The sequence below is a fragment of the Brenneria nigrifluens DSM 30175 = ATCC 13028 genome (genome assembly GCF_005484965.1).
Classification (GTDB): Bacteria; Pseudomonadota; Gammaproteobacteria; order Enterobacterales; family Enterobacteriaceae; genus Brenneria; species Brenneria nigrifluens.
The window spans coordinates 4582302-4608999 of record NZ_CP034036.1 but is presented as its reverse complement, the minus strand read 5'-3'; the positions used below and the strand labels follow the sequence as shown (position 1 = coordinate 4608999).

The following is a 26698-nucleotide window of genomic DNA, read 5'->3' as shown; positions in this document are numbered from 1 at the left end:
CCAAAAATATATAGAGACGCCAGATAAACCTTTATTAAAAAACCAAAAAAGACCGGGTTTCCGTATTATTTTCCTACGGAAATCAGGGCGCCTTTTTCTTTAAATAACGCATAAATACCCGATCGGTCTCAGTATGCGGTCAATATTGTCGCGCCGTGAAAGATGCCGGGGTATATATATTGATGAGATCATAAATATGGCTACCTCACTCCTACTCTGCATCGCCATCGCCGGGGTATTATTGCTGCTCCTGATGGTTATTAAATTTAAAATACAGCCTTTTGTGGCGCTGCTGGTGGTGAGTCTACTGGTGGCGCTGGCGACCGGTATTCCAACGGGCGAGGTCATGAAAGTGGTGACCTCCGGCATGGGCGGCATCCTCGGCTCGGTGACGATTATTATCGGCCTCGGCGCCATGCTGGGCAGAATGATTGAAGTCTCCGGCGGCGCGGAATCGCTGGCCAGACGCTTCGCCCAGCTGATGGGGCCGGGATTAATGGTGGCCGCCTTGACCAGCGCCGCTTTTATTCTGGGTATCCCGGTCTTTTTCGACGTCGGATTTATTATTCTCGCGCCGATTGTTTATGGCTTCGCGAAAGTCGCCAAGGTTTCGCCGATTAAATTCGGCCTGCCGGTGGCCGGCGTCATGCTGACGGTGCACGTCGCGCTGCCGCCGCATCCCGGTCCGGTAGCGGCGGCCGGATTGCTGAATGCGGATATCGGCTGGCTGACGATCATCGGCCTGGCGGTGTCCGTTCCCGTCGGCATCATCAGCTACTGGGTCGCCAAGGGGCTTAACCGGCGTAACTATGCGCTCTCCGTGGAGGTGCTGGAGCAGCTGCAATTGGCGAAACCGGAGCAGACCGACCCGCAGGAAGTCACCGCCTCCGCGCCGCCGGCCGGGTTGATCGCCGCGCTGATCGTCATTCCGATCATGATTATTATGCTCGGCACCGTTTCCGCCACCATCCTGCCCGCCGGCCATGGGGTACGCGACCTGATGTCGCTGGTCGGTTCCCCGGCGGTGGCGTTGCTGATCGCGCTGGCGCTGGCCTTCTGGCTGATTGCGCTGCGTCGCGGCTGGTCGCTGGAAAAAGCCGGCGGCGTGATGGGGGACGCCATGCCCGCCGCGGCGATGGTCATCATGGTGACCGGCGCGGGCGGAGTGTTCGGTAAAGTGCTGGTGGAATCCGGCATCGGCAAAGCGCTGGCGGATACCCTGACCAGCATTCATCTGCCGCTGGTGCCCGCCGCGTTTATTCTTTCTCTGGCGCTGCGCGCCTCGCAGGGCTCCGCCACCGTGGCGATTCTCACCACCTGCGGCCTGCTGAGCGAGGCCGTCAGCGGCTTGAATCAGATGCAGCTGGTGCTGGTGACGTTATCCGCCTGTTTCGGCGGGCTGGGGCTTTCCCACGTCAATGATTCCGGCTTCTGGATTGTGACCAAATATCTCGGCCTGTCCGTCGCCGACGGTCTGAGAACCTGGACCGTGCTGACCACCGTACTGGGTCTGGCCGGTTTTATCTTTACCTGGGCGCTGTGGTTTATTTTCTAAGCCCGCTGCGCGCCGGTCTGAATTCGGGTCGGCGCCGCCAGATTGCGCCGATTGCCGGTCTCTGTTTATCGATGGATAAAGTTAAATATTCCTATCCATAACAGCAACGAACAATGCTAATAAGATGATATATAAATGTAAAAATAAATAAAAATTTATGTTTTTAGTTTATTAATTTATGAAAAATAAATCATCCGATTAACTAGCCGATAAATTCCCCGAATCATTATTTTAAATAATATGCAACATATTGCCTGGCCTTACACACCCTCTTTCTGCGTCATCGTTACCTTCAAGGCGTGGTTTAAATCAACTCTCTAAGGGAAATTCAAGGATTTTTATGCATTGGTTAAAAAAAATGAGGCTCGGCACCATGCTGGGCGCCGGCTTTACGCTGGTGATTGTGATTGGTTTTCTGGTGGCGCTGTTCGGCCGCATTCAGCTGGTTTCGGTGGGGGATAACCTGAATTATCTGGCCAATACCCGCCTGATCAACCTGCTGCTGCTGCAGGAAATCAAAGACAATATGAATATCGCCGCGCAGGATATCCGCGACGGTTCGCTGTATGACGATGCCCGGCGCGTTGAAGAGAAAACCCGTAGCGTAGAGGCGATCATCAGCCGCAATAACGAGTTGTTAAAACAGCTGGATGAAAAAATGAAGCTGCAAAGATCGCGTGAGCTGCTGGCGCAATTTAATGTGGTGCGTCCCGCCTATAGCGATGCGATCAAAAAAGCGATCGATCTCCTCAATTCCGGCCAACAGGATCGCGCCCGGGAGGTGATTCTGGGCGAGGTGATCGGGGCGCAGGAAAAGGCGCTGGCTTCTTTGAGCATCATGATCAACGAGCATAAGAACGATACGGTCGCCATGTCGCAGCGTTTTATGTCCGATGCCAATGCCGCCGGCACCCTGCTGCTGATTATCACCGCCATCAGCGCCTTGCTCGGCGCGCTGATCGCCTGGGGGATCACCCGTACGGTTAGGGGGCAGTTGGGCGGCGAACCGGCTTACGCGGCGCATATTGCCCGGCAGATAGCGGAAGGCCGACTGTCTATGTCGGTCGATCTGCGCGATGGCGATAGCGGCAGCCTGCTGGCCGCCATGAACGGTATGCGCGAACATCTGCACGGCATCGTATATCAGGTGCGCGAGAGCAGTGAATCCATCTCCGTCGGCGCCAGCGAAATCGCCGCCGGCAGCACGGACCTCAGCCAGCGTACCGAAGAGCAGGCCGCCAGCCTGCAGCAAACCGCCGCCTCCATGGAGCAAATGAGTCAGGCCATCCGTCAAAATAGCGAGACGGTGCGCTCCGCCACCCGTTTGGCCCATTCCGCCAGCGACACCGCCGCCAAAGGCGGCGATGCGGTGGGCGACATCGTGCAGACCATGCAGGAGATCAGCGGCAGTTCGCGAAAAATCGGCGACATTATCAGCGTGATTGACGGCATTGCCTTCCAGACCAATATCCTGGCGCTGAATGCGGCGGTGGAAGCCGCCCGCGCCGGCGAGCAGGGGCGGGGATTTGCCGTGGTGGCGGGAGAAGTCCGTTCCCTGGCTCAGCGCTCCGCTTCCGCCGCCAAGGAAATCAAGGATCTGATTGGCGAAAGCGTCGCCACCGTGGAGAAAGGCGCGACGCTGGTCAGCGATGCGGGCGCCACCATCAATGAGCTGGTCAGGCAGGTGCGCAACGTCGCCGAGATGATCAGCGAGATTGGCTCAACCACCGAAGAGCAGGAGCATGGCATCGGCCAGATTAACGACGCTATCAACCAGCTGGATCAGGTGACGCAGCAGAATGCCGCCCTGGTGGAGGAGTCCGCCAGCGCGGCCGACAGCCTGAGCGATCAGGCCGCCAGACTGGTGGAGCTGATGAGCGTGTTCAGTATTGCGCAGGGGAATAGAACGCCTGCCGCGGCGCCGGCGTTACGCAAAGTCGCCCAGCCCAAGCTGGCGCTCTCTTCCGGCGGCGACTGGGAGCAGTTCTAACCGGTGGTGAAACCGCTGAGCGCTCAGCGGTTTCACGCCATGATTACAGCGCGCGGCGTAGCCGCGCCACCGCCTCATGCATCTGCGCTTCCGTCGCGGTGGCGAAGGAGAAACGCAGCGTCGCATAGTCCGGCGAGTCGGAGAAGAAGAATTCCCCCGGTACGAACACCACCCCCTGATTCAGCGTCTGTTTTAGCCACTCGGTGGTGTTGAACGGCTGGCGGAATCTGGCCCACAGGAACATGCCGCCTTGCGGCGGGTTAAAGCTCATCACATCCCCCAGCTCCTGCTCTACCAGGCCGGACAGCAGCCGGCTTTTTTCCTTATAGGCGTAGCGGATTTTTTCAATTTGCCGCTCCAGACGCCCCAACCCCAGATAGCACTCCGCGATGCTCTGCGACAGCGCGCTGGCGTGCAGATCCGCCGCCTGTTTGATAATGGCGACTTTATGCAGCAGCCAGTCCGGGAGGATCGCCCAGCCAAGACGCAGGCCGGGAGCCAGTATCTTGGAAAAGGTGGAGGTATAAAGCACAGGTTGCGTGGCGCCCGGCGCTTCCTGCGCCAGTTGGAACAGCGTCGGGTGGCGCTCTTCGGTAAAACGCAGCTCGCCGTACGGGTCATCCTCGATAATAACGAAGTTATGGCGTTGCGCCAGAGTAATCAGCTGCCTGCGGCGCTCGTCGCTCAGGGTGACGCCGCTGGGGTTGCCGAAATTCGGCACGATATAGACGCCTTTGATGCGCTGTTTCTGCAACAGCGCCGCCAGCTCATCCACCACCATGCCGTTTTCGTCCGAGGACACGGACATTACCTGCGCCTGCGCCAGCTCCAGGGTTTGCAGCGCGGCAAGGTAGGTGGGGCGTTCAACGACAAATACGTCGCCCGGATCGACCATCGCGCGCATGATTAAATCCAGCGCCTGCTGCGAACCCGCGGTCACCACGATCTCTTCCGCCCGCGTTTTCACGCCGCGCGTGGCGCAAAGGTCGGCGATGCGTTCGCGCAGCACGCCGCTGCCTTCGGTCAAGCCATACTGGAACGCGCTTTGCGGCTGTTCGGTAATGGCCAACCGCGTGGCCTGATTCAGACCCTCGAAATCAAACAGCGCATCCGACGGGATCCCCCCGGCCAGGGAGATAATATTATCCATCTTGCTATGCTTCAGCAGTTCGCGAATGGCGGAGCTTTTCAACTGCGCGACGCGCCGAGCCAGTAACTCTTCAGTGGCCATGTCTCTTCTTGTACCTTTTGCAGAACAGGCCGGGAAACGGCCTGATATCAATCAACCGCCCAGATAGGCTGAGCGCACCGCTTCATTCGCCAGTAACGCCGCGCCGGTGTCTTCCAGCACCACATGGCCGTTTTCCAAGACATAACCGCGGTCGGCCAGACGCAGCGCCTGATTGGCGTTTTGCTCCACCAGGAAAATGGTCATGCCCTCTTCACGCAGCTGCGCGATAGTGTCGAAAATTTGCAGGATGATAATCGGCGCCAGCCCCAGCGACGGTTCGTCCAGCAGCAACAGGCGCGGCTGGCTCATCAGCGCCCGGCCGATGGCCAGCATTTGCTGCTCGCCGCCGGACATGGTGCCGGCCCGCTGGGCGCGGCGTTCGAACAGGCGCGGAAACAGGTCGTAGACCCGTTCGATGCGCTGCTGATATTGCTCCCGCTCGGCAAAGAATCCGCCCATGGCCAGATTTTCTTCCACCGTCATACGGGAAAATACGCGGCGGCCTTCGGGAACGATGGCGATCGCCTCGCGCATAATCCGCGCGGTCTGCCAGTGGGTAATGTCTTTGCCATCAAAGATGACGGTGCCTTCGCTGGCCCGCGGATCGCCGCACAGCGTACCCAGCAAGGTGGTTTTACCGGCGCCGTTGGCGCCGATAAGGGTAACGATCTCGCCCTGTTCGATGTGCAGGCTGACCTGATGCAGCGCCTGAATTTTACCGTAATGGGCCGAGACCTGATTTAATGATAGCATAACTTTATCCTTCGCCCAGATAAGCACGGATGACATCCGGGTTATTGCGAATTTCAGTCGGGGTGCCGTGGGCCAGCGGGGTTCCCTGATTAACGACGTAAATCCGATCGGAAATCCCCATCACCAGCTTCATGTCATGTTCGATCAACAGCACGGAAACCTGATGGCGATCGCGCAGTTCCACAATCAGCTGATTCAGCTCCGCGGTTTCTTTCGGGTTCAGCCCGGCGGCGGGTTCGTCCAGCATCAGCAGTTCCGGACGGGTCACCATACAGCGGGCGATTTCCAGCCGCCGCTGCTGGCCGTAGGCCAGATTGCCCGCCTGACGGTTGGCGAGCGCCAGCAGGCCGACGCGCTCCAGCCACACCGCCGCGCGATCCTGCGCATCCGCCTCGGCGCGCCGGAAGCCCGGCGTTTTCAGCAGCCCGGCGAACACCCCGCTTTTAAGGTGCTGATGCTGCGCCACCAGCAGGTTTTCAATCACCGTCATCTCACGGAACAGGCGCACATGCTGGAACGTCCGCACCACGCCCATGCGGGCGATTTTCTGCCCGGACAAGCCTTCCAGATGCCGATCGCGCAGCAGGATGGTGCCGCCGGTGGGGCGATAGAAACCGGTCAGGCAGTTGAATACCGTGGTTTTCCCCGCGCCGTTGGGGCCGATCAGCGAGACAATTTCCCCGGCGTGAATATCCAGCTCAACGTTGTTGACCGCCAGCAGGCCGCCGAAGCGCATGGTCAGACCCCTGACCGATAATAATGGCTGCGTACTCATGCCTGCTCTTCCTTCTTACCCACCTGCAACTTCATTTGCGGACGCTTCATCGGCAGCAAACCCTGCGGGCGCCAGATCATCATCAACACCATCAGCGCGCCCAGCAGCAACATGCTGTATTCGTTCAGGTCGCGCATCAGTTCGCGCGACACCACCAGCAGCACGGCGGCGAGGATCACCGCGAACTGCGAACCCATGCCGCCCAGCACCACAATCGCCAGCACAAAAGCGGACTCGGCGAAGGTGAAGGATTCCGGGCTGACGAAGCCCTGACGGGCGGCAAACAGCGTCCCGGCGAAACCGGCGAACGCCGCGCTGATGGTGAACGCCGTCAGCTTGATGCGCGTCGGGCTCAGCCCCAGCGAGCGGCAGGCGATTTCATCGTCGCGCAGCGCTTCCCAGGCGCGGCCCAGCGGCATGCGCAGCAGGCGATTGATGACAAACAGCGTCAGCACCACCAGCAGCAGCGCCACCAGGTAGAGGAAAATAATGCGATCGCCGGGGCTATAGGTCAGGCCGAAAAAGTTATGGAAGGTGTCCCAGCCGTCGCGGGCGCTGCGGCTGAACTCCAGACCGAAGAAGGTCGGTTTGGGGATCTGGCTGATGCCGTTCGGGCCGCCGGTGATTTCGGTATTGTTCAACAGCAGAATGCGGACAATCTCCCCGAATCCCAGGGTGACGATGGCCAGATAGTCGCCGCGCAGCCGCAATACCGGGAAGCCGAGCAGGAAGCCGGACAGGGCGGCCGTCATGCCCGCCAGCGGCAGACTTTCCCAGAACCCCAGACCGTAGTAGTGGTTCAGCAGGGCGTAGGTATAGGCGCCGATGGCGTAAAAGCCGCCGTAGCCCAATACCAGCAGTCCGGACAGGCCGACGACGACGTTCAATCCCAGCCCCAGCATCACATAAATCAGCGTCAGGGTGGCGATATCCACCGTACCGCGCGACACCAGGAACGGCCAGGCGACGGCGGCGATGATCAACAGCGCCGCCAGCAATTTCTGCCGCGGCGTGCTGCCGTCAAAGCTCGGCAATACCAGCGACGGGACGGCGAATTTCTTTATGCTCTGCTGGAAGAACGGGCGGATTAACTGAAAGAAGAACACTACCACGCAGCCCGCGCCGATCCAGTACCAGCGCACCTGATCCGCCCCGCGCACCACCAGCCTGGTGCCGTCAAGCCCCAGTTGCATGCCCATGATAAATGCCGCCAGCACCAGCAGCATCAGCGCGGAAACCAACGCGTTGAACAGATTGAGCTGTTTCATACCTTCTCAACCTCCGGACGGCCCAGAATACCGGTGGGCATCACCAGCAGCACCGCGATTAACAGCGCGAACGACACCGCATCTTTGTACTCAGTGCTCAGATAGGCCGAGGTCAGCGCCTCCGCCACGCCCAGAATCAATCCGCCGATCATCGCGCCGGGAATGCTGCCTATACCGCCCAGCACCGCGGCGGTAAAGGCTTTCATCCCGGCCATAAAGCCGATATAGGGGTTAATCACGCCGTAGAACTGCCCCAGCAGCACGCCGGCCACCGCCGCCATCAATGCGCCAATCACAAAGGTCAGCGAGATCACCCGGTCGGTGCTGATGCCCAGCAGGCTGGCCATTTTCAGATCTTCAGCACAGGCGCGGCAGGCGCGTCCCATGCGCGAATAGCGAATAAACAGCGTCAGCGCCAGCATCGCCAGGAACGTCACGATCCAGATGGTCAACTGCATGGTGCTTATCGTCGCGGCGAAGCCGTTACTCTCCCCCAGCGTCCACTGTCCGGTGACCAGGCTGGGCAGGGCGACGTCGCGCGAACCCTGCGTCAGGCTGACGTAGTTTTGCAGGAAAATCGACATCCCGATGGCGGAAATCAGGGCGATCAGACGCTTGGAGGTGCGCACCGGCCGATAGGCGACGCGTTCGATGCTCCAGCCATAGGCGCTGGATATCACCACGGCGGCGATAAACGCCACGCCGATCAGCAACCAGCCGGCATCGATGCCCATCATCATCAGGGCGGCGATAACGATAAAAGAGACATAGCTGCCGATCATATAAACTTCGCCGTGGGCGAAGTTTATCATGCCGATAATGCCGTAAACCATGGTGTAGCCGATGGCGATCAGCGCATAGGTGCTGCCCAACGTCAGGCCGTTGAACATCTGCTGAAGAAAATAGAGGAACTGCTCGGACATACCTTAACCTTAAATTCTGCCCCCGCGTCTTGCGATAGCGGGGGCATGCGGTACTGAGGGATTAATACGGATTTGCTTGATTACTTCACGACGCTGGAAGTACCGTCTGCGTGCCACTCAAATACGCCAAACTCAAACCCTTTCAGGTCGCCTTTTTCATCCCAGCTTAACGGTCCCATCACGGTATCGACGGGTTTTGCCTTCAGATCGTTCGCCAGTTCTTCCGGCTCCGCGCTGCCGCTGCGCTCCATGGCGGTAGTCAGAGACTGTAATGCGGCATAGGTCGTCCAGACGAACGGACCGGTCGGGTCCAGCTTTTTCGCTTTCAGAGCATCCACCACCGGCTGGTTCGCCGGCACCTGATCGTAACGTTTCGGCAGCGTGACCAGCATGCCTTCAGACGCTTCGCCGGCGATATTGGACAGCGATGAGTTGCCCACGCCCTCCGGCCCCATAAATTTGGTGGTCATGCCGGCCTGACGGGCCTGGCGCAGAATCTGCCCCATTTCCGGGTAGTATCCGCCAAAATAAACGAAGTCCACGTTTTCTTTTTTCAAGCGCGCCACCAGCGTAGAGAAATCTTTATCGCCCGCCGTCACACCTTCAAACAGCACAACGTTCGCGCCGGCTTTTTTCAGGTTATCCTGCACCGAGCGAGCCAGACCTTCGCCGTATTGCTGTTTGTCATGCACCACGGCGATGCGCTGAGGTTTGATGGTTTCGACAATGTATTTCGCCGCGGTCGGACCCTGATCGGAGTCGAGGCCGGTGGTGCGCAGCACCAGATTATAGCCGCGGGTGGTCAGATCCGCGTTGGTGGCGGCGGGCGTAATCATGATCACGCCTTCTTCCTGGTAAATATCGGACGCCGGCTGGGTGGAGGAGGAACACAGATGGCCAATGACATAGCGGATACCGTCGTTAATCACCTTGTTGGCGACGGCGACGGCCTGTTTCGGGTCACAGGCATCATCATATTCAACGCCAACCAGTTTATTGCCGTTCACGCCGCCTTTGGCATTGATATCCGCAATGGCCTGACGGGCGCCGATGAACTCCATATCGCCATACTGCGCCACAGGACCGGACATCGCGCCGACAACCGCCACTTTGAGATCCGCCGCGTTTGCCGCCTGACCGAGTGCGATTGCCATACAGCCCATCAGCAATATTTTGCTTTTACTCAATTTCATCCGTTTTACCCCAAGTTTTATTATGAATATTGCCGGAAATTTGACTGCCTACGTCATAAGATAACCTTTTTCTTATATCTAAGAATAGGTTAGGTTTATTATTAGCAATGAATTCTAATAAGGCTTTATTTTTCATATTATTAAACAGGAATTTTATGCTGCAAATCAACTGTCGGTGGCAGGAATAAGCGAGGATGGCAGCATAAAATACCAGCCTTAAAATCCAGTATTTAATTTATATATAGTCAGTTATGCTGCTTTATGCCTTAATCAATGACGTTTTACTCGAAAAATAGGCGACGTGAAAAGCATTTTCCCTATTAACTGTAAAGAAGAAATTGCGTAACTGTTCCACTACAAGCCTACTACATTATTCTTCACTCATTACGGGGTGCCAGTAAATGAAACTAACCGTTGAGAATCTTGCTGAATTCAGTGACCAGGACAAAATTGATCTGGCGAAAATCTGGCCGCATCAGAATCTCGCGCTTCTGCAGGCGGGGCTGACGCCGGATCGCCGTATCTTTGCCGCCCGTTTTAACGATCGGCTGTTGGCCGGGGTATTAGTGGAAATCAAAGGCGAATACGCTCAACTGAGCGATATGGTCGTCCGCGCGGAGACCCGCCGCCGCGGCGTCGGCCTGTATTTGGTGGAAGAGGTGCTCAGGCAGTTACCCGGCGTCAAGGAGTGGTGGCTGGCGACGGCGGATCACGCGACGGTTAATGAAGAGGTGCTGGCGAAATTTATGCTTAGCTGCGGTTTTTCACCGGTATCCGGCGGCTGGCGCTATATAAAGAATGAAAATCAGTGAAGGCGGATAAAAACAAAACGACCGGGCAAGGGCGCCGGTCGCTTATGCTTTAATGCTGCGCTATCAGGCTTCTATCGCCATGCGCAGCTTTTTCATGGCGTTCTTTTCCAACTGCCGTACCCGCTCGGCGGAGACGCCATATTGGTCGGCCAGATCCTGCAAGGTGGATTTATTGTCGTCATCCAGCCAGCGGGCGCGAATAATATGCTGGCTGCGCTCATCCAGGCCTTTCAGGGCGTAAGTCAGTTTATCCGCCGCGTGGCCTTCCCAGTTATCCTCTTCAATGCCGTCGGCAAAATCAGACGATTTATCCTGTAGATACAGCATCGGCGACATGGCTTTGCCATCGTGGGTTTCTTCGTCCGGCGTCGGATCGAAGGTCATGTCCTGCGCGGCCATGCGCGACTCCATCTCACGCACGTCCTTGCTGGTCACGCCCAGCTCGCGGGCCACCAGCTCCACTTCGTCCTGATTAAACCAGCCGAGACGTTTTTTCGATTTGCGCAGGTTAAAAAACAGCTTCCGTTGCGCCTTGGTGGTCGCCACTTTCACGATGCGCCAGTTACGCAGAACGTACTCATGAATCTCGGCTTTAATCCAGTGCACGGCAAAAGAGACCAGACGCACGCCCACTTCGGGATTAAAACGGCGCACCGCCTTCATCAGGCCGATGTTGCCTTCCTGAATCAGGTCCGCCTGCGGCAAGCCGTAGCCGGAGTAATTACGGGCAACGTGAATAACAAAACGCAGATGCGACAGAATCAGCTGCTTGGCTGCTTCCAGATCGCCCTGATAATGCAGTCGTTCAGCCAGGGCCCGCTCCTCCTCCGCCGTCAGCATCGGATAGGCGTTGGCGGCTCTAATATAACCTTCCAGACTGCCTTGGGGTACTAGGGTGAAAGTTTGCATATCTTTGGTCATTCAACCTCTCTCGATTATGCGATGCCTCTCAGTAAGAAGACCGCTTGTGCGACCCGCCACGGACGAATCGCGATATTAACGCCGTTGCGTATCTGCGGATTATTCAGTAACCCGACATAAATTCAGACTGTGATTTTACTCACAAGTTCCTCTGATTTTATCCATTTTATTTAACATATCAAGATGAATACCCGAGGAAATCATGCGTCGGCCGAGGTGAAAAAAACGTTGCGTCCGCGGGCGTTTCCCCTGTGCGCACGGTCTGAATCACAGGGGAAGATTATAGCAAAAAAAGATTACTGTGGTGTAAAACGACGTAAATGTTGCACCGTCGCCAGCCAGGCGGCCAGCCAGCCAATCATCCCGGCGACCAGCAACAGCAGCAGGGATTCATCCCAACTCAGCCCGGTGACTTTGAAGGTGGTGCCGAACACCGAGGCGACCTGAGTGACGGCGGCGTCCAGCTTCCACACCAGCGCCTGCGACAGGATCAGCGACAGCACGGCGCCGCCGAATCCCATAACGGCGCCGCCGTTCAGGAAGGGACGCAGGATAAAGCCATCCGTCGCGCCAATCAGCTTCATGACGTTAATGGTTTCGCGGCGGCTGAAAATACTCAGGCGCACGCTGTTGCCGATAACTAAAAAGACGGCGATAACCATCAAGACGCCAATGGTCGCGGAAATCTGTCCGACCAGGCTGGTCAAGGCCACCAGCCGGGCAAACCAGCTGTCGTCCATGCGCACCTCATCCACCCCTTGCGTCGCCGCCACGCGCTCGCGCAGCGTGGTGAGGATGTCGGCGCTCTGGAAATTCATCCTGGGGGTGATAATGGCGACCGCCGGCAGCGGATTTTCTTCCAGCATATCCAGCGCGCCGCCAAAGCCGGACCAGTTGCGGAACTCGCCCATGGCGTCATTACGCGACAGATAATTGACCTTTTCGACCCCTTCTTCCGACTGAAGCCGGGTAATCACCGCCTGCGCGGCGTTATCGTCCAGGGATTTGTCCAGATAGACGGTCAACTGCGGCGTGGGATACCACTGCGCGGCCGCCTGGCTGACGTTTTTCCACACCAGATAACAGATACTCGGCAACGCCAGGGAGATCGCAATCACCATCACGGTCAACAGCGTCGCCAGGGGCTGGCGCAACATATCGGCCAGGGTATTGCTCCAGGCGTAACGCCACTGTTCCCGCCAGCCGCCGCGCAGCGATTTGGCCTTTATGGCGGTTTTTTTCAGGTTACGGGCGTTATTCGCCATGATGGTTTCCCCCGATCATGCGGCCGTCGGAGAGCGTCAGCACCCGATAATTGCGTCGGGATATCAGCCCGGTGTCATGGGTTGCCATCAGTACCGTTACGCCCACCCGGTTGAACTCTTCAAACAGGCGCAAAATGCCTTCGGACAGCACATCGTCCAGATTACCGGTCGGTTCGTCCGCCAGCAGCACGGCGGGTTTATTGACCACCGCCCGCGCAATGCCGACGCGCTGCTGCTCGCCGCCGGAGAGCTGGATAGGGTAGTTGCGGGCTTTATCCAGCAGGCCGACCTTGTCCAGCGCCGCGGAGACCCGGCGGCGGATATCTTCGCTGGTGGCGCCGGCAATGATCAGCGGCATCGCCACGTTGTCATAAACGGTACGCTCCATCAACAGATGGTGATCCTGGAAGATCATCCCGATCTGGCGGCGCAGAAACGGCACCTCGCGCTTTGTTAAGCGGCTGATATTGTGCCCGCTGAACAGAATCTGACCGGCGCTGGGGCGTTCAATCCCGCAAATCAGCTTCAGCAGGGTGCTTTTCCCCGCGCCGGAGTGGCCGGTCAGGAAGGCCATCTCCGCCGGGCGCAGATGAAAATCCACCCCCTGCAGGGCCTGACGTCCGCCGCGATACGCTTTACTGACCTGTTCAAAACGAATCATCCGTTTTTAATCCTCTCGGGCAAAAAGTGCCTCAATAAAATCGTCGGCCTTGAACGGCCGTAAATCTTCGATGCCTTCACCCACCCCGATATAGCGGATGGGAATGCCGAACTGGTCGGCGATGGCGAAAATCACCCCGCCTTTGGCGGTGCCGTCAAGCTTGGTCAGCGAGATGCCCGTCAGCCCGACGGCCTCGTTGAACAGTTTCGCCTGACTCACCGCGTTCTGTCCGGTGCTGGCGTCCAGCGTCAGCATGACTTCGTGCGGCGCGTCTTCATCCAGCTTTTTCATCACCCGCACGATCTTTTTCAGCTCTTCCATCAGATGGGCTTTGTTCTGCAGGCGACCGGCGGTGTCCGCAATCAGCACATCCACCCCGCGCGCCTTGGCGGCCTGGATGGCGTCGAAAATCACCGAGGCGGAGTCGGCCCCGGTATGCTGCGCCACCACCGCGACATTGTTGCGCTGGCCCCAGACCTGAAGCTGCTCGACCGCGGCGGCGCGGAAGGTATCTCCCGCCGCCAGCATCACCGATTTGCCCTGGGCCTGAAACTGGCGCGCCATTTTGCCGATGGTGGTGGTTTTACCCACGCCGTTCACCCCGACCATCAGGATCACGTAAGGCGTTTTGCCTTCGATATTCAGCGGCTCATCAACCTTAGCAAGGATCGTCGCCATTTCTTCTTTCAGCTTAACAAAAAGCGTATCAGCATCTTTCAGCTGTTTGCGATTGGCGTGCTCCGTCAGATTGGTGATGATCTTGCGCGTGGTTTCAACGCCCACATCGGCAATCAGCAGCTGCTCTTCCAGCTCTTCAAACAGATCATCGTCGATTTTCTTACCGCGAAACAATCCGATAAATCCTGAACCCAGATTCTGGCGGGTTTTCACCAGGCTGCGTTTCAGGCGGGCGAAGAACCCCTCTTTGGTGGGACGCTCTTGCTCGTGCGTCACCGGCGCGGCGTGTTCGACTTGCCGGCTTTCCGGTTCAGCCTCAACGACCGGCGCCGTTTCCTCAGCTAACGGTTCAATCGCCGCCGGCGCGCTATCCGCTACCGATTCCGCCGTCGGCGTGCCTTCCTGCGCCAAGGTATGTGCGGCGACATGCGGTTCTTCCGGCGGCGCCGATTCGGTCGGGGCTTCGTTTTCCCGCGCGGGGGATGCGCCGGATGCGGTTTCAGGTACGGATTCGGAGAGCCGATGGTCATCGGCGTCCGTTGCGGGTTCCGCCGCCGGCGTATCCTCGGCTTCGGGTTTATCTTGCGGTTGCTGTTGTTGTTCTTCTTCCTGTCGGCCTAATCCCAGCCAGGAAAAAAAACCGCGCTTCTTCTCTTTTGTCATGTTGCAATCGCGCTCCACGCCGCTCACTGCAGCGAATCGATAATGAAAATCAGGCTATTTTGCCTATAAACCACAAGTTTAACACTTTCCTCTCGGCAGCAACACGCAGCCGCGGGGAACAATGGCCGACAATCTCGGTAACCAGATATGTCAAAGCGACAATCCGCGACTTTTGAGGCGCGTTGCCGCAACAACGCTATCTTAACATTCCCTCAACTCCTAACCGCCGTTAGAATAGCGGCTAAATTTCTCCGGCTGTGTCGGCTGGCTTGTCCGGCACGGCAATCAATTATGTGAGCTATGGCTAAAAAAAATGCATCGTCAGCCGCCGGACAGATCCGAATCATCGGTGGTCAGTGGCGCGGCAGAAAACTCCCGGTTCCCGACAGTCCCGGCTTACGGCCCACTACCGACCGGGTGCGGGAAACCTTGTTTAACTGGCTGGCGCCCGTTATCCAGCAGTCGCGCTGCCTGGACTGTTTCGCCGGCAGCGGCGCGCTGGCTGTGGAGGCGCTATCGCGCCATGCCGCCCACGCCACGCTATTGGAAACGGAGCGCGCCGTGGCGCGTCAGTTAACGCAAAATCTGACGCTGCTGCGGGCGGAAAACGCGTTGGTCGTCAATACTGATACTTTGCACTGGCTGGCTCAGACCGGCGAGCCGTTTGACGTGGTGTTTGTCGATCCGCCGTTTCGCCGGGATTTGCTCAACCAGACGCTGACCTTGCTGGAGCGGCAAGGCTGGCTGGCGCCGGAAGCGTGGATTTACGTGGAAACCGAGGCGGAGAACAGCCATCTGACGATACCGGACGGCTGGCTGCTGCATCGTGAGAAAATCGCCGGTCAGGTGGCGTATCGTTTATATCTTCGCCAAGAGAACAAAGGGGCACGCGGTGATATGGATTAATCTGGGCCGTTTATTGATGCTGGGAGTGTGGGGGTTTTTGATCGTTAACCTGATCCACCCTTTTCCCCGGCCGCTGAATATTTTTATGACGGTGGCGATGGCGTTTACCATTCTAATGCATGGTTTCCAACTGCTGCTGTTAAAGTCCAGCCAGCCGAAAGAGAACCCATCGCTGACCTGGGGGCAGCAGGCGCGCATTTTTCTGTTTGGCGTATTTGAACTACTCGCCTGGCAGAGCAAGCAGCCTAAACCGCCAAAGAAGTGATCGCCCTATCCCGGCGGGCGCCCGGATCATGGCGTCAGCCGGTATCAGCGTTCGGAGCGGGTTACCGAGGCGTCAGTTTTTTTTGCCGGGAAGGTAGGGGAAATGCGTAACGTTATCGCCCAGCTCGGAAATCCGGGCGCTGCCCTTTTCAGTGACGGCGTCGATGCGGATCACCGCCTGTAAGGGAATGAAGCTGCGGCTGACGCCGGAAAATTCGGTTTTCAGCTTTTCGGTGGAGGGGTCGACCAGTAGCGTTGATTGGCTGTCGAAGACGAAATCGGCGATCTCAATAAAGCCAAACAGATTGCTGGGGACCAATTCACGCACGTAAAGCTGGTAGTTTTTACCATTATTCATAAACTGAATACGATAAAGCGCGGGTTCATTGCTCATTCAACCATACTCTCCTTCAACATATTTTATGTGCCGATCAACAAACCAAACGGGCCGATAACATAGCATGAAGCATCGCTATGCGCATCTGCCGCACCCGATGTTGTTTATCTTCCTCACAATCCCCTACACTGAATAAATAAAGGTTGGAGAGAGATAAGCTGATGCCGGGTTTCCTTCTATCCGCCCTGTCTTGTAGAGAATAAGGACAATTTATGCTTTGGTCGTTTATCGCCGTGCTCTTTTCCGGCTGGCTGTATGTTGATGCCAGCTATCGTGGTCCGGTATGGCAGCGCTGGCTGTTTAAACCCGTTACCTTATTATTGCTGCTGGCGCTGGCGTGGCAAACGCCGCTGCTGAGCGCGCCGGGCTATCTGATCGTGATTGGACTGCTGGCCTCGCTGGTTGCCGATACCCTGCTGTTGCTGCCGACGCAGCGCATTCTCTATGCTTTCGGCGCCTACTTTCTCGCGCATCTGCTGTATACCGTCAGCTTTTTCACCAGCCAGATAACGCTCACTTTCTTCTGGCCGCTGGCGCTGGCGCTGATCGTTCTGGCGGCGGTGCTGATAGTGATTATCTGGAGCCGCCTGGATACGCAGCGCTGGCCGGTGTGCGCGTTCATCATTATGACCACGCTGATGGTCTGGGTGGCCGGCGAGCGTTATTTTGCCCTCGGCACGGACTATAATTTCTCGTTGCTGACCGGCAGCGCGCTGCTGTTTATCGCCCATGCGGCCTGGCTTATTCATCATTATCGGATCAATTTCCGCGCCCATCAGGCGGTGGTGGCGGCCTGCTATTTCGGCGGCCATTTCCTGATCGTTCGTTCGCTCTATTTTTAATCCCGAACGGGAGAGCGAATCGCTGGATTAGCCTGATACGAGGGTGTAAAGTCGGCGATGAGAATCACTATCATCAACTCGGGAGGAAGATATGCATTCTCATCAGCATCACCAGCACGGCGCTGAAAAATCGGCCTGCTGCCATAAGCACGCCCGCCAATCCTCACGGGCTGAAAAAAGCTGCTGTGCGGTAAAGCGCGCATCGGGCGCCGTCGCCAATACCGGCCGCGGACCGGAGCGGAGCGGGGCGGAAAGCGGCGATAATGCCGATTCGGACGATCCCGACGGCGGCGATGGCGACCGACCCGCCGGGCATCAACGTTTCAGTTGGAAAGTCAGCGGGATGGATTGCCCCAGCTGCGCGCGCAAAGTTGAAAATGCCGTAAAAAATCTCACCGGGATAGAGCAGGCCAAGGTACTGTTCGCCACCGAAAAACTGGTCGTCGATGCCCGCCGCGACGTACGAGACCAGGTCCAATACGCCGTTAAGCAAGCCGGTTTTACTTTGCAGGATATCATTCCGCAAACGCCCCTTTTTCCTGATTCGCGCCGTTTTATCGATGAATACGGCTTCCTGGCGCTGTTCGCCTTGCTGGCGGCGGCAAGCTGGGGACTTTCGCTGGTTAGCGAGTCCGGCGGGCGCATCGCTTTTATCGCCACCACGCTGGTCGGGCTGGTGCCGATCCTGAAAAAAGCGTGGCGGCTTATCCGCTCCGGCACCCCTTTCGCCATTGAAACCCTGATGAGCGTGGCCGCGGTCGGCGCATTACTGATTGGCGCCGCCACGGAAGCCACGGTCGTGCTGCTGCTCTTTATGCTGGGCGAGCAGTTGGAGTCCTACGCCGCCCACCGCGCCCGGCGAGGGGTCAGCGCCTTAATGGCGTTGATCCCCGAAGAGGCCACGGTGGTCAGAAATGAACGCCGCGTTCGCGTGCCGATCGCCGAGCTGTTACCCGGCGATATTATTGAAGTCGCCCCCGGCGACCGGCTGCCGGCCGACGCCGTATTGCTGACCGTCGGCGCCAGTTTTGACGAAAGCGCGCTGACCGGGGAGTCGGTGCCGGTTGAACGGGGTCGGGACGAGAAGGTGGCGGCGGGCTGTCTGTGCGTCGACCGGATGGTGCAACTGCGGGTGGTTTCAGCGCCGGGCAATAGCGCGATCGACCGTATTCTGCAATTGATCGAACAGGCGGAAGAGCGCCGGGCGCCGATAGAGCGCTTCCTCGATCGTTTCAGCCGTTACTACACGCCGGCCGTTATGCTGCTGTCGTTGCTGGTTATTCTGATTCCGCCGCTATTGCTGGCGCAGCCCTGGCAGGAGTGGATTTACCGCGGGTTGACGCTGTTGCTGATCGGCTGTCCCTGCGCGCTGGTGATATCCACCCCGGCGGCGGTCGCTTCCGGCCTTGCCGCGGCGACCCGCCAGGGGGCGCTGATTAAGGGCGGCGCGGCGCTGGAGTCGCTGGGCGGCATCCGTACCGTCGCCTTTGATAAAACCGGCACGCTGACCGAAGGCAAACCGCAGGTTACGGATATTGTGCCCGCCGCCGGCGTCAGCGAGGCCGCTCTGCTGGCGCGTACCGCGGCGGTGGAATCAGGTTCGCGCCATCCGCTGGCGAAAGCCATCGTGCAGCGGGCGCTGGAAGCGAGCGCTTTTCTGCCCGTCGCGGAGCAGCGCCGGATGCTGGCGGGCATCGGCGTGGCGGGGACGGTCGCCGGTAAACGCCTTCAGGTCAGCTCCCCGGCCGGGCTGGCGGCAGGCACGCTGGATGCCGACTGGCGGCAACGCGTCGATGCCTTGGAAAATGAAGGGAAAACGGTGGTGGTGGTGCAGGAGGAGAGCCGCGTGCTCGGTTTGCTGGCGCTGCGGGATACGCTGCGCAGCGATGCGCCATTGGCGCTGAGTCGGCTTAAGACGCTGAATATCCGCTGCGTGATGCTGACCGGGGACAACCCGCGGGCCGCCGCGGCCATCGCCGGCGAGCTGGGCATTGATTTCCGCGCCGGTTTGCTGCCGGCGGATAAAGTGACGGCCATCGGCGAACTTAATCGGCAACGTCCCACCGCCATGGTGGGGGACGGCATTAACGACGCCCCGGCGATGAAAGCGGCGACCATCGGCATCGCCATGGGCAGCGGCACGGACGTGGCGCTGGAAACCGCCGACGCCGCCTTGACCCACAGCCGTCTGGACGGGTTGGCCGCGATGATCCGGCTGTCGCGGGCGACGAACCGCAATATTCGCCAGAATGTCGCCATCGCCCTGGGGCTGAAAGCGCTGTTTCTGATCACCAGCATTATGGGCATTACCGGGCTGTGGCTGGCGGTGCTGGCGGACTCCGGCGCCACGGCGCTGGTTACCGCCAACGCGCTGCGCTTGCTGAAGAAACGGGATGGTTAAAGGCGCTCAAGTTGTCGGCAAAGCTCCGGGCTTTGCCGGCATGCGGCGCTTATCCCCCTTTGCGCAGCAAATACCGATACGGCAATTGCTCGGTGACCTGCGCCAGCAGTTCGTGTTCCATATAACGGCAGAAACCGGGAATATCGCGGGTGGTCGCCGGGTCGTCCGCCAGCACCAGCAGCGTTTGCCCGGTCGCCATCTGGCGTACCGCTTTGCGTACCATCATCACGGGTTCCGGGCAGCGCAGTCCCTGGGCGTCAAGGGTTATGTCGGGATTGGCGAAGGGATCGGTCATCAGGGCTCTCGGTGATAGATGGCAATAAAAACCGCCATAGTTTACGCCGGGGATTTTTCGGCGCAAGCCGCGACAACGTTTGCGTAAAAAACAACCATTGCATTGCCGGAGCAAATGCGTATTATGCGCCGCTAGCGGCGGCCCGGAAGGGCGGCGGCTAAAAAGAGCAGGACGTTTCTTGGGTTCCCTCACCCCAATAACCAAAAAGGTCGCATATATGTATGATTTTACTCCCCGGCAGCGGCTTGCGGCGCTGATCTGGCTTGCGTTGTTTCATATTCTGATCATTACCTCCAGTAATTATCTGGTACAGCTTCCGGTGTCGATTTTGGGTTTTCATACCACCTGGGGCGCTTTCACTTTTCCGTTTATTTTTCTGGCCACCGATCTGACCGTGAGAATCTTCGGCGCCCCGCTGGCGCGGCGTATCATTCTGACCGTGATGGTGCCCGCCCTGCTGATCTCCTATCTGGTGTCGGCCCTGTTTTATCAGGGGTCGTGGCAGTCATTCGGCGCGCTGGGGCAGCTCAATATCATCGTGGCCCGCATCGCCTGCGCCAGCTTTATGGCGTACGTGCTGGGGCAGATTCTGGATGTGCACGTTTTCAACCGGCTGCGGCGGCGCAACGCCTGGTGGGTGGCCCCGGCGGTATCCACCGTCTTTGGCAACCTCTGCGATACGCTGGCCTTTTTCTTTATCGCCTTTTATCGCAGCAGCGATCCTTTTATGGCCGCGAACTGGATTGAAATCGCCCTGGTGGACTACACTTTCAAGCTGCTGATCAGCCTGCTTTTCTTCCTGCCGATGTATGGCGTTATGCTGAATATGGTGCTGAAACGCCTGAGCGAACAGCAGCCCGGCACGCTTTATCGGCCCGCGGCGAGCCGCCGCTAGGCCGGTATCGCACTAAAGACGGCCGCAAACTGGCTGTTTTTACCGATCGAATAGCGTGCGATAATGTTTTATCCGTTCCAATAAAAAGAGAAAGGGAACCATAATGCCGAATGTAGTGAAATACCTCGCAATGAGCGTGTTGGTTGTTATGCTTGCCGCCTGCGACGGCGATGCGAAAGACGCCGCGCCGGCGCAGGATAAGCCGGCGGCGGAAGCGGCGGCCGGTCAGAATATTGAGTTGCTGTCCGGCAAGGTCGCCTTTACCCTGCCGGCCGATATGAGCGATCAAAGCGGTAAACTGGGTACTCAGGCCAATAATATGCACGTTTACGCCAACGCCAGCGGGCAAAAGGCGGCGATCGTGATTCTGGGCGATAACACCACCGAAGAGTTATCGGTGCTGACGCAGCGTCTGGAAGATCAGCAGCGCACGCGTGACGCCAATCTCCAGGTGGTGACCAACAAAACCATCGAGGTGGACGGGCAGAAACTGCAACAGCTGGACAGCATTATCACCAGCAGCGGCCAGCAGGCTTATTCCTCGGTGGTGCTGGGCAAGGTGGACGATCGTCTGCTGACGCTGCAAATTACGCTGCCGGCGGATAACCAGCAGCAGGCGCAGGCCGAAGCGGAAAGCATTATTCAGACGCTGAAGCTGAAATAGCCGTATCCCCTTTATCTTTCAGGCCGCAGGGCTATCCTGCCGCCTGAAACCCATGGGGGAAACGCCGACTGGAAAAAACGCCGCTGGATGGCGCGTGATACTTGTCCGATAATTGGCGCTTCGCGTAATCCCCTCACCGAGCCGATTTGCGCATTCTTTTATTTTAACTTTTGATATCAATATCATGACCCGTTCTCCCCGATCGACCGCTTGGCTGCGCGTCGTCAGCCTTGCGCTGGCCGCGTTTATTTTTAACACCGCTGAATTTGTCCCCGTCGCCTTACTGTCCGATATCTCCGCCAGCTTTGCGATGAGCGCCGCGCAGGTGGGGTTAATCATCACCATCTATGCCTGGGTGGTGGGCGTCATGTCGCTGCCCTGTATGCTGCTTTCCAGCAATATGGAGCGTAAGCGGCTGTTGATTAAAATTTTTATTCTGTTTGTCGCCAGCAATCTGTTATCCGGCCTGGCGTGGAACTTTTGGGTATTGGTGATCGCCCGTATCGGCGTGGCGCTGTCCCACGCGGTTTTCTGGTCGATAACGGCATCGCTGGCGGTGCGTCTGGCGCCCAGGGATAAAAAAGCGCAGGCGTTGAGCCTGCTGGCGACGGGAACCGCGCTGGCGATGGTGCTGGGCCTGCCTTTGGGCCGGGTGATCGGCCAGTATTTAGGCTGGCGCGTCACTTTTTCGATTATTGGCGCGGTTGCCGCTGTGGTTATGCTGGTGATGATGAAACTGCTGCCCGAGCTGCCCAGCAGTCATGCCGGTTCGCTAAAAAGCGTGCCGGAGCTGTTTAAACGGCCGGCGCTGCTCTGCGTCTACGGTTTGACGGTGGTGGTGGTCACCGCCCATTTTACCGCTTACAGCTACATCGAACCCTTTGTGCAAAAGGTGGCGTTGATGAGCGACGGCTTTATCACCGCGCTGCTGCTGCTGTTCGGCGGCGCCGGGATCCTCGGCAGCATGCTGTTCAGCCGCTATAGCAACAAATATCCGGCGGGATTTTTGATCGCCGCCATCGCGTTATTGTTCTTGTGCCTGCTGCTGTTATTGCCGCTTTCCTTCGGTCGCGCCAGCCTGTCGCTGGTATGCTTCGTCTGGGGCGTGGCGATTATGGCCATCGGTCTGAGTATGCAGGTCAAAGTCCTGACGTTGGCCCCCGATGCGACGGACGTCGCCATGGCGCTGTTTTCCGGCATTTATAATGTCGGCATCGGCGGCGGCGCGTTGCTCGGCAATCAGGTGATTACCCGCCTGAACCTGACGGAAATCGGTTTTATTGGCGCCGCGCTGGCGCTGATCGCGCTGGGATGGTGTATTTTTATTTTCAGGCGTTATGCTCAAGCTTTAGACAATACGGTTATCGACTGATTGCCGGTTTTCAGGTGAGGGGGGTTATGGGTTCACAGTATGCGCGTCTGATTACCCTGGCGGCGGTTGGGGCGACAACCGTCGCGCTCCTGTTGTTTATGATGAAACTGTTTGCCTGGTGGTACACCGGGTCGGTGAGCCTGCTGGCGTCGCTGGTGGATTCCCTGGTGGATATCGCCGCGTCGCTGGTGAATCTCCTGGTGGTGCGCTACTCGCTGCAGCCGGCGGATCCCGAACATACGTTCGGCCACGGCAAGGCGGAGTCTCTGGCGGCGCTGGCGCAGAGCATGTTTATTTCCGGTTCCGCCCTGTTTCTTATTTTGACCGGCTTACAGCATACGATGACCCCCCGGACGTTGCATGCGCCGGAGGTGGGGATAGGGGTGACGGTTATCGCTTTAGCGTCAACCCTGTCGCTGGTGGCATTGCAGCGCTGGGTGGTGAAACGCACCGGGAGCCAGGCGGTGCGGGCGGATATGCTGCACTACCAGTCCGACCTGCTGATGAACGGCGCGATTCTGGCGGCGCTGGTATTAAGCTGGCGGGGCGTGACCCAAGCCGATGCGCTGTTTGCGCTGGGTATCGGGGTTTATATTCTGTACAGCGCGCTGCGCATGGGCTACCTGGCCGTGCAGTCGCTGCTGGATCGCGCGTTGCCGGATAATGAGCGCGACGCTATCGTCAATATTATCTCCGGCTGGCCGGGCATCAGCGGCGCGCACGCTTTGCGCACCCGCCGCGCCGGGCCTACCCGCTTTATCCAGCTTCATCTGGAGATGGATGACGCGCTGCCCCTGGTGCAATCGCATCAGATTGCCGACGATCTGGAGCAGGCGTTGCTCAGGGAATTCCCCGGTTCTGATATTATTATCCATCAGGATCCGGTTTCTTCGGTGCCTGAAGAGCAAAGAGGGCTATTGAACGTGTAGTCCGGCGCGGGTCCGGCGGCGATGCCCCGGCGGTTTATGGGTGAAACAGCATGGATCGCGAAAATTACAGCATAATTTTGCCTGACCTGAATCAATTCAGCCGCCGGTATTTGTTATAATATGCCTCTATTAAAAATTTAGAGGGATGCCGTCGACAAAACAGGCGACGGTCCATTGGCGATAGAAAAATCCTGCGAAATTACATCTACAAGTCCAGAGGTTGTCATGATTAAAAGAATCGGAGTATTGACGAGTGGTGGTGATGCACCCGGTATGAATGCGGCAATTCGCGGTGTGGTACGTGCTGCGCTGACGGAAGGGTTGGAGGTTTTCGGCATTTATGACGGCTATCTGGGGTTGTATGAAAATCGGATGGAGCAGTTGGATCGCTATAGCGTGTCGGACGTCATCAACCGTGGCGGTACTTTCCTCGGGTCGGCGCGTTTTCCTGAATTCCGCGAAGAAGAAGTGCGCGAAGTCGCCGTGCAGAACATGAAGGACCAGGGGCTTGACGCCCTGGTGGTTATCGGCGGCGACGGTTCCTATATGGGGGCCAAGCGCCTGACGGAAATGGGTTTTCCCTGTATCGGCCTGCCCGGCACCATTGATAACGACGTGGCGGGCACCGACTACACCATCGGTTATTTCACCGCGCTGGAAACGGTACTGGAAGCGATTGACCGCCTGCGTGACACCTCTTCATCGCACCAGCGTATTTCCATCGTGGAAGTGATGGGGCGCCACTGCGGCGATTTGACGCTGGCGGCGGCGATTGCCGGCGGCTGTGAGTTTATCGTGCTGCCGGAAGTGCCGTTCAGCCCGAAAGATCTGGTGAGCGAGATTCAGGCCGGTATTGATAAAGGCAAGAAACACGCCATTGTGGCGATCACCGAGCATATTTGCGATATCGGCGAGCTGGCCAAGTATATCCAGCAGGAAACCGGCCGCGATACGCGCGCCACGGTGCTGGGGCATATTCAGCGCGGCGGCTCTCCGGTGGCCTATGACCGTATTCTGGCCTCCCGCATGGGCGCGTATTCGATAGAGCTGCTGTTGCAGGGCTACGGCGGCCGCTGCGTCGGTATCCAGAATGAAAAGCTGGTGCACCATGACATTATCGACGCCATTGAGAACATGAAGCGCCCCTTCAAGGGCGACTGGCTGGAAACGGCGAAGAAGCTGTTCTGATCCCGCGCTACGCTTTCGCCTGAAATCTCGTACCATCCCGCTATTGCCAGCGGGATTTTTAACGTCTTGATTTTGCCGATCGTCGGGAGAGCATCGCGCAGCCCGGCGGCGGTATATAACTGAAAGATATATAAAAAAGGCATTTATTATTTTTTACCGGCGTTCAAAGCTGTTAGCCTGCAAATTACCCTTTCTCTCCTTAATGGTTTTGTCCATTCGCCGCTATGAATATCGATCTTCGCCAGTTGCGCCACTTTATCGCCCTGATTGAGCATCGCAATTTCACGTCGGCGGCGCAGGCGACGAAACTTTCCCAGTCCGCGTTCAGCCGCAGTATCCAGTCGCTGGAACAATCCATCGGCGCTCGCCTGATCGACCGCAATAACCAACTGGAGCCTACCCCCAAGGGGTTGATCGTACTGGAACACGCGCGCCGCCTGATTAATCAGACCCACGATCTGTTCAACGACGTGCAGCAGTTCAATGGCAAAGAGGCCGGAGAGGTGCACTTTGGCTGCGGTCCCGCGCCGGCGGCCTGGCTGATGCCGCAGGTGATCGGCGCCTTTTCCCGCCAGTATCCCAAGGCGAGGATGGTATTTCGCGTCGATAACTGGCAGGCGCTGGGCCATCGGCTGACGGCGGAAGAGCTGGCGTTTATCGTGGCGGATACGCGCAACTTTGAATTCGACGCCCGCTATCAGGTGCAGCCGCTGAGCCAGCACCGCTGGGGATTCTGCTGCCGCGAAGGGCACCCTTTGGCGGCGTTCGACGAGATCACCGTCGACCAGCTGTTCGCTTACCCGCTGGCGGCCACCATTCGTCCGCCCAATCTCCATCGCGCGCTGGTGCAGCTCAGCGGCAAGCAGGACATTCGCACCAGCATCGAGTGTGAAAACGGCTATAGCCTGCTGGACGTGGTGCGCCATTCGGACGCCATCGGCACCACCAACCATTTCCACATCCCGAAGCAGCATGGCATACATATGTTGAAAATCGCCGGTCTGGATGACGACGCCGACGAGTTTTATACCCACTACGGCATCATCTATCTGGCGGACGCCCGCCTGCCGCTGCTGTCGCGCAAACTGATTGAAACCTTCACGCAGGTCGATCATGACCTGCATGGTTCCACGGCGTCGCTATAACGGCGTAACGCTGAAATCGCTGATCGCCTGCCGCGAATACACGGTGCGGAAACCGAAATGGCCCGGCGCGGGCGCCGCCGGATACGCGGCGCGAAAATAGAGGGCGTCATCCACCAGAAAACGGGTTTCGTGGCGATCGACCTCAATAACCACCTGATAACGATGATTGGGCCGCAGCAGATGGTCGGCGTCGGTATATTCTCCCAGCAGCGCGCGTTCCCCCTGTCCGTTGTAGTAACGAAAGCGCGTGGTGCTGTTCCAGTTGCCGCCCATGCCGACGTAGTACAAATCCAGATTGTCGTACTCGCTTAGCCGACCGTGGCGCGTAAAGAGATCGCTATGGGCCGGATCGCGCGCCGCCCAGAACTGGTTGAGATCGGACAGGCGATCGTGTGGTCCGCCGGCCACCAGCACTTCACGCACAAAGGCGATGCGGTAGGCGCCGGAAAGCGGCGCGTCCAGCCAGAGCGTCAGCCCGGCGGCGCTCTCCAGCGTCAGGCGTTCGTCATCGGCCCGGATGGCGGTGCGCTGGGGATCTTCCTGCTCCACCCGCCAGCGCAGGGGCTGACCGCGCGGGTCGGTCGACCAGGTGAGCGCGTAGCGGTGCGGATCCTCCGCCGCCTCGCGCTCGTCATCCGCGCCGGCCGGATGCGTTTCCTGGAGTGAAGACAATAGGGTGGTGCTTTCAGTGCAACCTGAATACGTCATTTTG

Annotated in this window: 26 protein-coding genes; 13 read left to right on the top strand and 13 right to left on the bottom strand. The window is 58.2% G+C overall.

Going from position 1 to position 26698, the window contains the following annotated elements; all coding sequences use genetic code 11:
• The first annotated feature begins 196 nt into the window (after window positions 1–196).
• Window positions 197–1555, top strand: a complete 1359-nt coding sequence (locus EH206_RS21610; protein ID WP_009114890.1) for a GntP family transporter — start codon at window positions 197–199, stop codon at window positions 1553–1555.
• Between the two features lie 340 nt (window positions 1556–1895).
• Window positions 1896–3545, top strand: coding sequence for a methyl-accepting chemotaxis protein (locus tag EH206_RS21605; RefSeq protein WP_009114889.1), 1650 nt, complete (start codon window positions 1896–1898; stop codon window positions 3543–3545).
• A gap of 43 nt (window positions 3546–3588) precedes the next feature.
• On the opposite strand, the gene EH206_RS21600 is transcribed toward EH206_RS21605, so the two are convergent.
• The 6 genes from EH206_RS21600 to EH206_RS21575 all read right to left on the bottom strand — a co-directional run bounded on the left by EH206_RS21600 (window position 3589) and on the right by EH206_RS21575 (window position 9688).
• Window positions 3589–4776, bottom strand: coding sequence for an aminotransferase-like domain-containing protein (locus EH206_RS21600; protein ID WP_009114888.1), 1188 nt, complete (start codon window positions 4774–4776; stop codon window positions 3589–3591).
• Between the two features lie 51 nt (window positions 4777–4827).
• Complete coding sequence (livF, locus tag EH206_RS21595; RefSeq protein WP_009114887.1) at window positions 4828–5529, bottom strand: high-affinity branched-chain amino acid ABC transporter ATP-binding protein LivF; 702 nt, start codon at window positions 5527–5529, stop codon at window positions 4828–4830.
• Between the two features lie 4 nt (window positions 5530–5533).
• Window positions 5534–6304 carry a high-affinity branched-chain amino acid ABC transporter ATP-binding protein LivG gene (gene livG / locus EH206_RS21590; protein WP_009114886.1) on the bottom strand — a complete coding sequence of 257 codons (771 nt, stop codon included), beginning with the start codon at window positions 6302–6304 and terminating at the stop codon, window positions 5534–5536.
• Window positions 6301–7572: a high-affinity branched-chain amino acid ABC transporter permease LivM gene (locus tag EH206_RS21585; protein ID WP_009114885.1), complete on the bottom strand. Its 1272-nt coding sequence runs from the start codon at window positions 7570–7572 to the stop codon at window positions 6301–6303. Before EH206_RS21585 ends, livG begins: the two co-directional genes overlap by 4 nt.
• Complete coding sequence (gene livH, locus EH206_RS21580) at window positions 7569–8495, bottom strand: high-affinity branched-chain amino acid ABC transporter permease LivH (RefSeq protein WP_009114884.1); 927 nt, start codon at window positions 8493–8495, stop codon at window positions 7569–7571. Before livH ends, EH206_RS21585 begins: the two co-directional genes overlap by 4 nt.
• Before the next feature lie 80 nt (window positions 8496–8575).
• The gene (locus EH206_RS21575) at window positions 8576–9688 is read right to left on the bottom strand and encodes a branched-chain amino acid ABC transporter substrate-binding protein (protein ID WP_009114883.1); all 1113 of its coding nucleotides are present in this window, start codon (window positions 9686–9688) and stop codon (window positions 8576–8578) included.
• Window positions 9689–10089: 401 nt separating this feature from the next.
• Here EH206_RS21575 and panM point away from each other — a divergent pair, with 401 nt between their 5' ends.
• On the top strand, window positions 10090–10500 hold the full coding sequence (gene panM / locus EH206_RS21565) for an aspartate 1-decarboxylase autocleavage activator PanM (protein ID WP_009114882.1): 411 nt from the start codon (window positions 10090–10092) through the stop codon (window positions 10498–10500).
• A 63-nt stretch (window positions 10501–10563) separates the two neighbouring features.
• Here the strand turns inward: panM and rpoH are convergent, their stop codons facing one another.
• The 4 genes from rpoH to ftsY form a co-directional block, all read right to left on the bottom strand.
• The gene (gene rpoH / locus EH206_RS21560) at window positions 10564–11421 is read right to left on the bottom strand and encodes an RNA polymerase sigma factor RpoH (RefSeq protein WP_009114881.1); all 858 of its coding nucleotides are present in this window, start codon (window positions 11419–11421) and stop codon (window positions 10564–10566) included.
• A 296-nt stretch (window positions 11422–11717) separates the two neighbouring features.
• Window positions 11718–12686 (bottom strand): permease-like cell division protein FtsX, encoded by a 969-nt coding sequence (gene ftsX, locus EH206_RS21555; protein WP_009114880.1) that lies wholly within the window; start codon window positions 12684–12686, stop codon window positions 11718–11720.
• The gene (ftsE, locus tag EH206_RS21550) at window positions 12676–13347 is read right to left on the bottom strand and encodes a cell division ATP-binding protein FtsE (protein ID WP_009114879.1); all 672 of its coding nucleotides are present in this window, start codon (window positions 13345–13347) and stop codon (window positions 12676–12678) included. Before ftsE ends, ftsX begins: the two co-directional genes overlap by 11 nt.
• A 6-nt stretch (window positions 13348–13353) precedes the next feature.
• Window positions 13354–14688, bottom strand: coding sequence for a signal recognition particle-docking protein FtsY (gene ftsY, locus EH206_RS21545; protein ID WP_009114878.1), 1335 nt, complete (start codon window positions 14686–14688; stop codon window positions 13354–13356).
• 300 nt (window positions 14689–14988) lie between these two features.
• Between ftsY and rsmD the strand changes: the two genes are divergently transcribed.
• Both rsmD and EH206_RS21535 read left to right on the top strand, forming a co-directional pair.
• The gene (gene rsmD / locus EH206_RS21540; RefSeq protein WP_009114877.1) at window positions 14989–15594 is read left to right on the top strand and encodes a 16S rRNA (guanine(966)-N(2))-methyltransferase; all 606 of its coding nucleotides are present in this window, start codon (window positions 14989–14991) and stop codon (window positions 15592–15594) included.
• Entirely contained in the window at window positions 15581–15859 is a 279-nt protein-coding gene (locus EH206_RS21535; RefSeq protein WP_009114876.1) for a DUF1145 family protein, read from the top strand. Before rsmD ends, EH206_RS21535 begins: the two co-directional genes overlap by 14 nt.
• Before the next feature lie 72 nt (window positions 15860–15931).
• Here EH206_RS21535 and EH206_RS21530 read toward each other — a convergent pair whose 3' ends face one another.
• The gene (locus tag EH206_RS21530) at window positions 15932–16252 is read right to left on the bottom strand and encodes a DUF1820 family protein (protein ID WP_009114875.1); all 321 of its coding nucleotides are present in this window, start codon (window positions 16250–16252) and stop codon (window positions 15932–15934) included.
• 215 nt (window positions 16253–16467) lie between these two features.
• On the opposite strand from EH206_RS21530, the gene EH206_RS21525 reads away from it, so the two are divergent.
• Entirely contained in the window at window positions 16468–17097 is a 630-nt protein-coding gene (locus EH206_RS21525; protein WP_009114874.1) for a lysoplasmalogenase, read from the top strand.
• Between the two features lie 91 nt (window positions 17098–17188).
• Window positions 17189–19498 (top strand): zinc/cadmium/mercury/lead-transporting ATPase, encoded by a 2310-nt coding sequence (locus EH206_RS21520; protein WP_009114873.1) that lies wholly within the window; start codon window positions 17189–17191, stop codon window positions 19496–19498.
• A 49-nt stretch (window positions 19499–19547) separates the two neighbouring features.
• On the opposite strand, the gene tusA is transcribed toward EH206_RS21520, so the two are convergent.
• On the bottom strand, window positions 19548–19793 hold the full coding sequence (gene tusA, locus EH206_RS21515) for a sulfurtransferase TusA (RefSeq protein ID WP_009114872.1): 246 nt from the start codon (window positions 19791–19793) through the stop codon (window positions 19548–19550).
• A 217-nt stretch (window positions 19794–20010) separates the two neighbouring features.
• On the opposite strand from tusA, the gene EH206_RS21510 reads away from it, so the two are divergent.
• The 6 genes from EH206_RS21510 to EH206_RS21485 all read left to right on the top strand — a co-directional run bounded on the left by EH206_RS21510 (window position 20011) and on the right by EH206_RS21485 (window position 25986).
• Window positions 20011–20688 (top strand): 7-cyano-7-deazaguanine/7-aminomethyl-7-deazaguanine transporter, encoded by a 678-nt coding sequence (locus EH206_RS21510; RefSeq protein WP_009114871.1) that lies wholly within the window; start codon window positions 20011–20013, stop codon window positions 20686–20688.
• Between the two features lie 103 nt (window positions 20689–20791).
• Window positions 20792–21352, top strand: coding sequence for a DcrB family lipoprotein (locus EH206_RS21505; RefSeq protein WP_009114870.1), 561 nt, complete (start codon window positions 20792–20794; stop codon window positions 21350–21352).
• Window positions 21353–21536: 184 nt separating this feature from the next.
• Complete coding sequence (locus EH206_RS21500; RefSeq protein ID WP_009114869.1) at window positions 21537–22724, top strand: sugar transporter; 1188 nt, start codon at window positions 21537–21539, stop codon at window positions 22722–22724.
• 26 nt (window positions 22725–22750) lie between these two features.
• Window positions 22751–23653, top strand: a complete 903-nt coding sequence (gene fieF / locus EH206_RS21495; RefSeq protein ID WP_009114868.1) for a CDF family cation-efflux transporter FieF — start codon at window positions 22751–22753, stop codon at window positions 23651–23653.
• Between the two features lie 225 nt (window positions 23654–23878).
• Complete coding sequence (pfkA, locus tag EH206_RS21490) at window positions 23879–24841, top strand: 6-phosphofructokinase (protein WP_009114867.1); 963 nt, start codon at window positions 23879–23881, stop codon at window positions 24839–24841.
• 224 nt (window positions 24842–25065) lie between these two features.
• Complete coding sequence (locus EH206_RS21485; protein WP_009114866.1) at window positions 25066–25986, top strand: LysR family transcriptional regulator; 921 nt, start codon at window positions 25066–25068, stop codon at window positions 25984–25986.
• On the opposite strand, the gene EH206_RS21480 is transcribed toward EH206_RS21485, so the two are convergent.
• Complete coding sequence (locus EH206_RS21480) at window positions 25981–26694, bottom strand: DUF6250 domain-containing protein (RefSeq protein WP_009114865.1); 714 nt, start codon at window positions 26692–26694, stop codon at window positions 25981–25983. The two genes, EH206_RS21485 and EH206_RS21480, sit on opposite strands and share 6 nt — an antisense overlap.
• Window positions 26695–26698 lie beyond the last annotated feature (4 nt).

Coding starts and splice junctions, on each gene's coding strand:
- EH206_RS21610 (WP_009114890.1), top strand. CDS start 197: ATGGCTACCTCACTCCTACTCTGCATCGCCATCGCCGGGGTATTATTG.
- EH206_RS21605 (WP_009114889.1), top strand. CDS start 1,896: ATGCATTGGTTAAAAAAAATGAGGCTCGGCACCATGCTGGGCGCCGGC.
- EH206_RS21600 (WP_009114888.1), bottom strand. CDS start 4,776: ATGGCCACTGAAGAGTTACTGGCTCGGCGCGTCGCGCAGTTGAAAAGC.
- livF (WP_009114887.1), bottom strand. CDS start 5,529: ATGCTATCATTAAATCAGGTCTCGGCCCATTACGGTAAAATTCAGGCG.
- livG (WP_009114886.1), bottom strand. CDS start 6,304: ATGAGTACGCAGCCATTATTATCGGTCAGGGGTCTGACCATGCGCTTC.
- EH206_RS21585 (WP_009114885.1), bottom strand. CDS start 7,572: ATGAAACAGCTCAATCTGTTCAACGCGTTGGTTTCCGCGCTGATGCTG.
- livH (WP_009114884.1), bottom strand. CDS start 8,495: ATGTCCGAGCAGTTCCTCTATTTTCTTCAGCAGATGTTCAACGGCCTG.
- EH206_RS21575 (WP_009114883.1), bottom strand. CDS start 9,688: ATGAAATTGAGTAAAAGCAAAATATTGCTGATGGGCTGTATGGCAATC.
- panM (WP_009114882.1), top strand. CDS start 10,090: ATGAAACTAACCGTTGAGAATCTTGCTGAATTCAGTGACCAGGACAAA.
- rpoH (WP_009114881.1), bottom strand. CDS start 11,421: ATGACCAAAGATATGCAAACTTTCACCCTAGTACCCCAAGGCAGTCTG.
- ftsX (WP_009114880.1), bottom strand. CDS start 12,686: ATGGCGAATAACGCCCGTAACCTGAAAAAAACCGCCATAAAGGCCAAA.
- ftsE (WP_009114879.1), bottom strand. CDS start 13,347: ATGATTCGTTTTGAACAGGTCAGTAAAGCGTATCGCGGCGGACGTCAG.
- ftsY (WP_009114878.1), bottom strand. CDS start 14,688: ATGACAAAAGAGAAGAAGCGCGGTTTTTTTTCCTGGCTGGGATTAGGC.
- rsmD (WP_009114877.1), top strand. CDS start 14,989: ATGGCTAAAAAAAATGCATCGTCAGCCGCCGGACAGATCCGAATCATC.
- EH206_RS21530 (WP_009114875.1), bottom strand. CDS start 16,252: ATGAGCAATGAACCCGCGCTTTATCGTATTCAGTTTATGAATAATGGT.
- EH206_RS21525 (WP_009114874.1), top strand. CDS start 16,468: ATGCTTTGGTCGTTTATCGCCGTGCTCTTTTCCGGCTGGCTGTATGTT.
- EH206_RS21520 (WP_009114873.1), top strand. CDS start 17,189: ATGCATTCTCATCAGCATCACCAGCACGGCGCTGAAAAATCGGCCTGC.
- tusA (WP_009114872.1), bottom strand. CDS start 19,793: ATGACCGATCCCTTCGCCAATCCCGACATAACCCTTGACGCCCAGGGA.
- EH206_RS21510 (WP_009114871.1), top strand. CDS start 20,011: ATGTATGATTTTACTCCCCGGCAGCGGCTTGCGGCGCTGATCTGGCTT.
- EH206_RS21505 (WP_009114870.1), top strand. CDS start 20,792: ATGCCGAATGTAGTGAAATACCTCGCAATGAGCGTGTTGGTTGTTATG.
- EH206_RS21500 (WP_009114869.1), top strand. CDS start 21,537: ATGACCCGTTCTCCCCGATCGACCGCTTGGCTGCGCGTCGTCAGCCTT.
- fieF (WP_009114868.1), top strand. CDS start 22,751: ATGGGTTCACAGTATGCGCGTCTGATTACCCTGGCGGCGGTTGGGGCG.
- pfkA (WP_009114867.1), top strand. CDS start 23,879: ATGATTAAAAGAATCGGAGTATTGACGAGTGGTGGTGATGCACCCGGT.
- EH206_RS21485 (WP_009114866.1), top strand. CDS start 25,066: ATGAATATCGATCTTCGCCAGTTGCGCCACTTTATCGCCCTGATTGAG.
- EH206_RS21480 (WP_009114865.1), bottom strand. CDS start 26,694: ATGACGTATTCAGGTTGCACTGAAAGCACCACCCTATTGTCTTCACTC.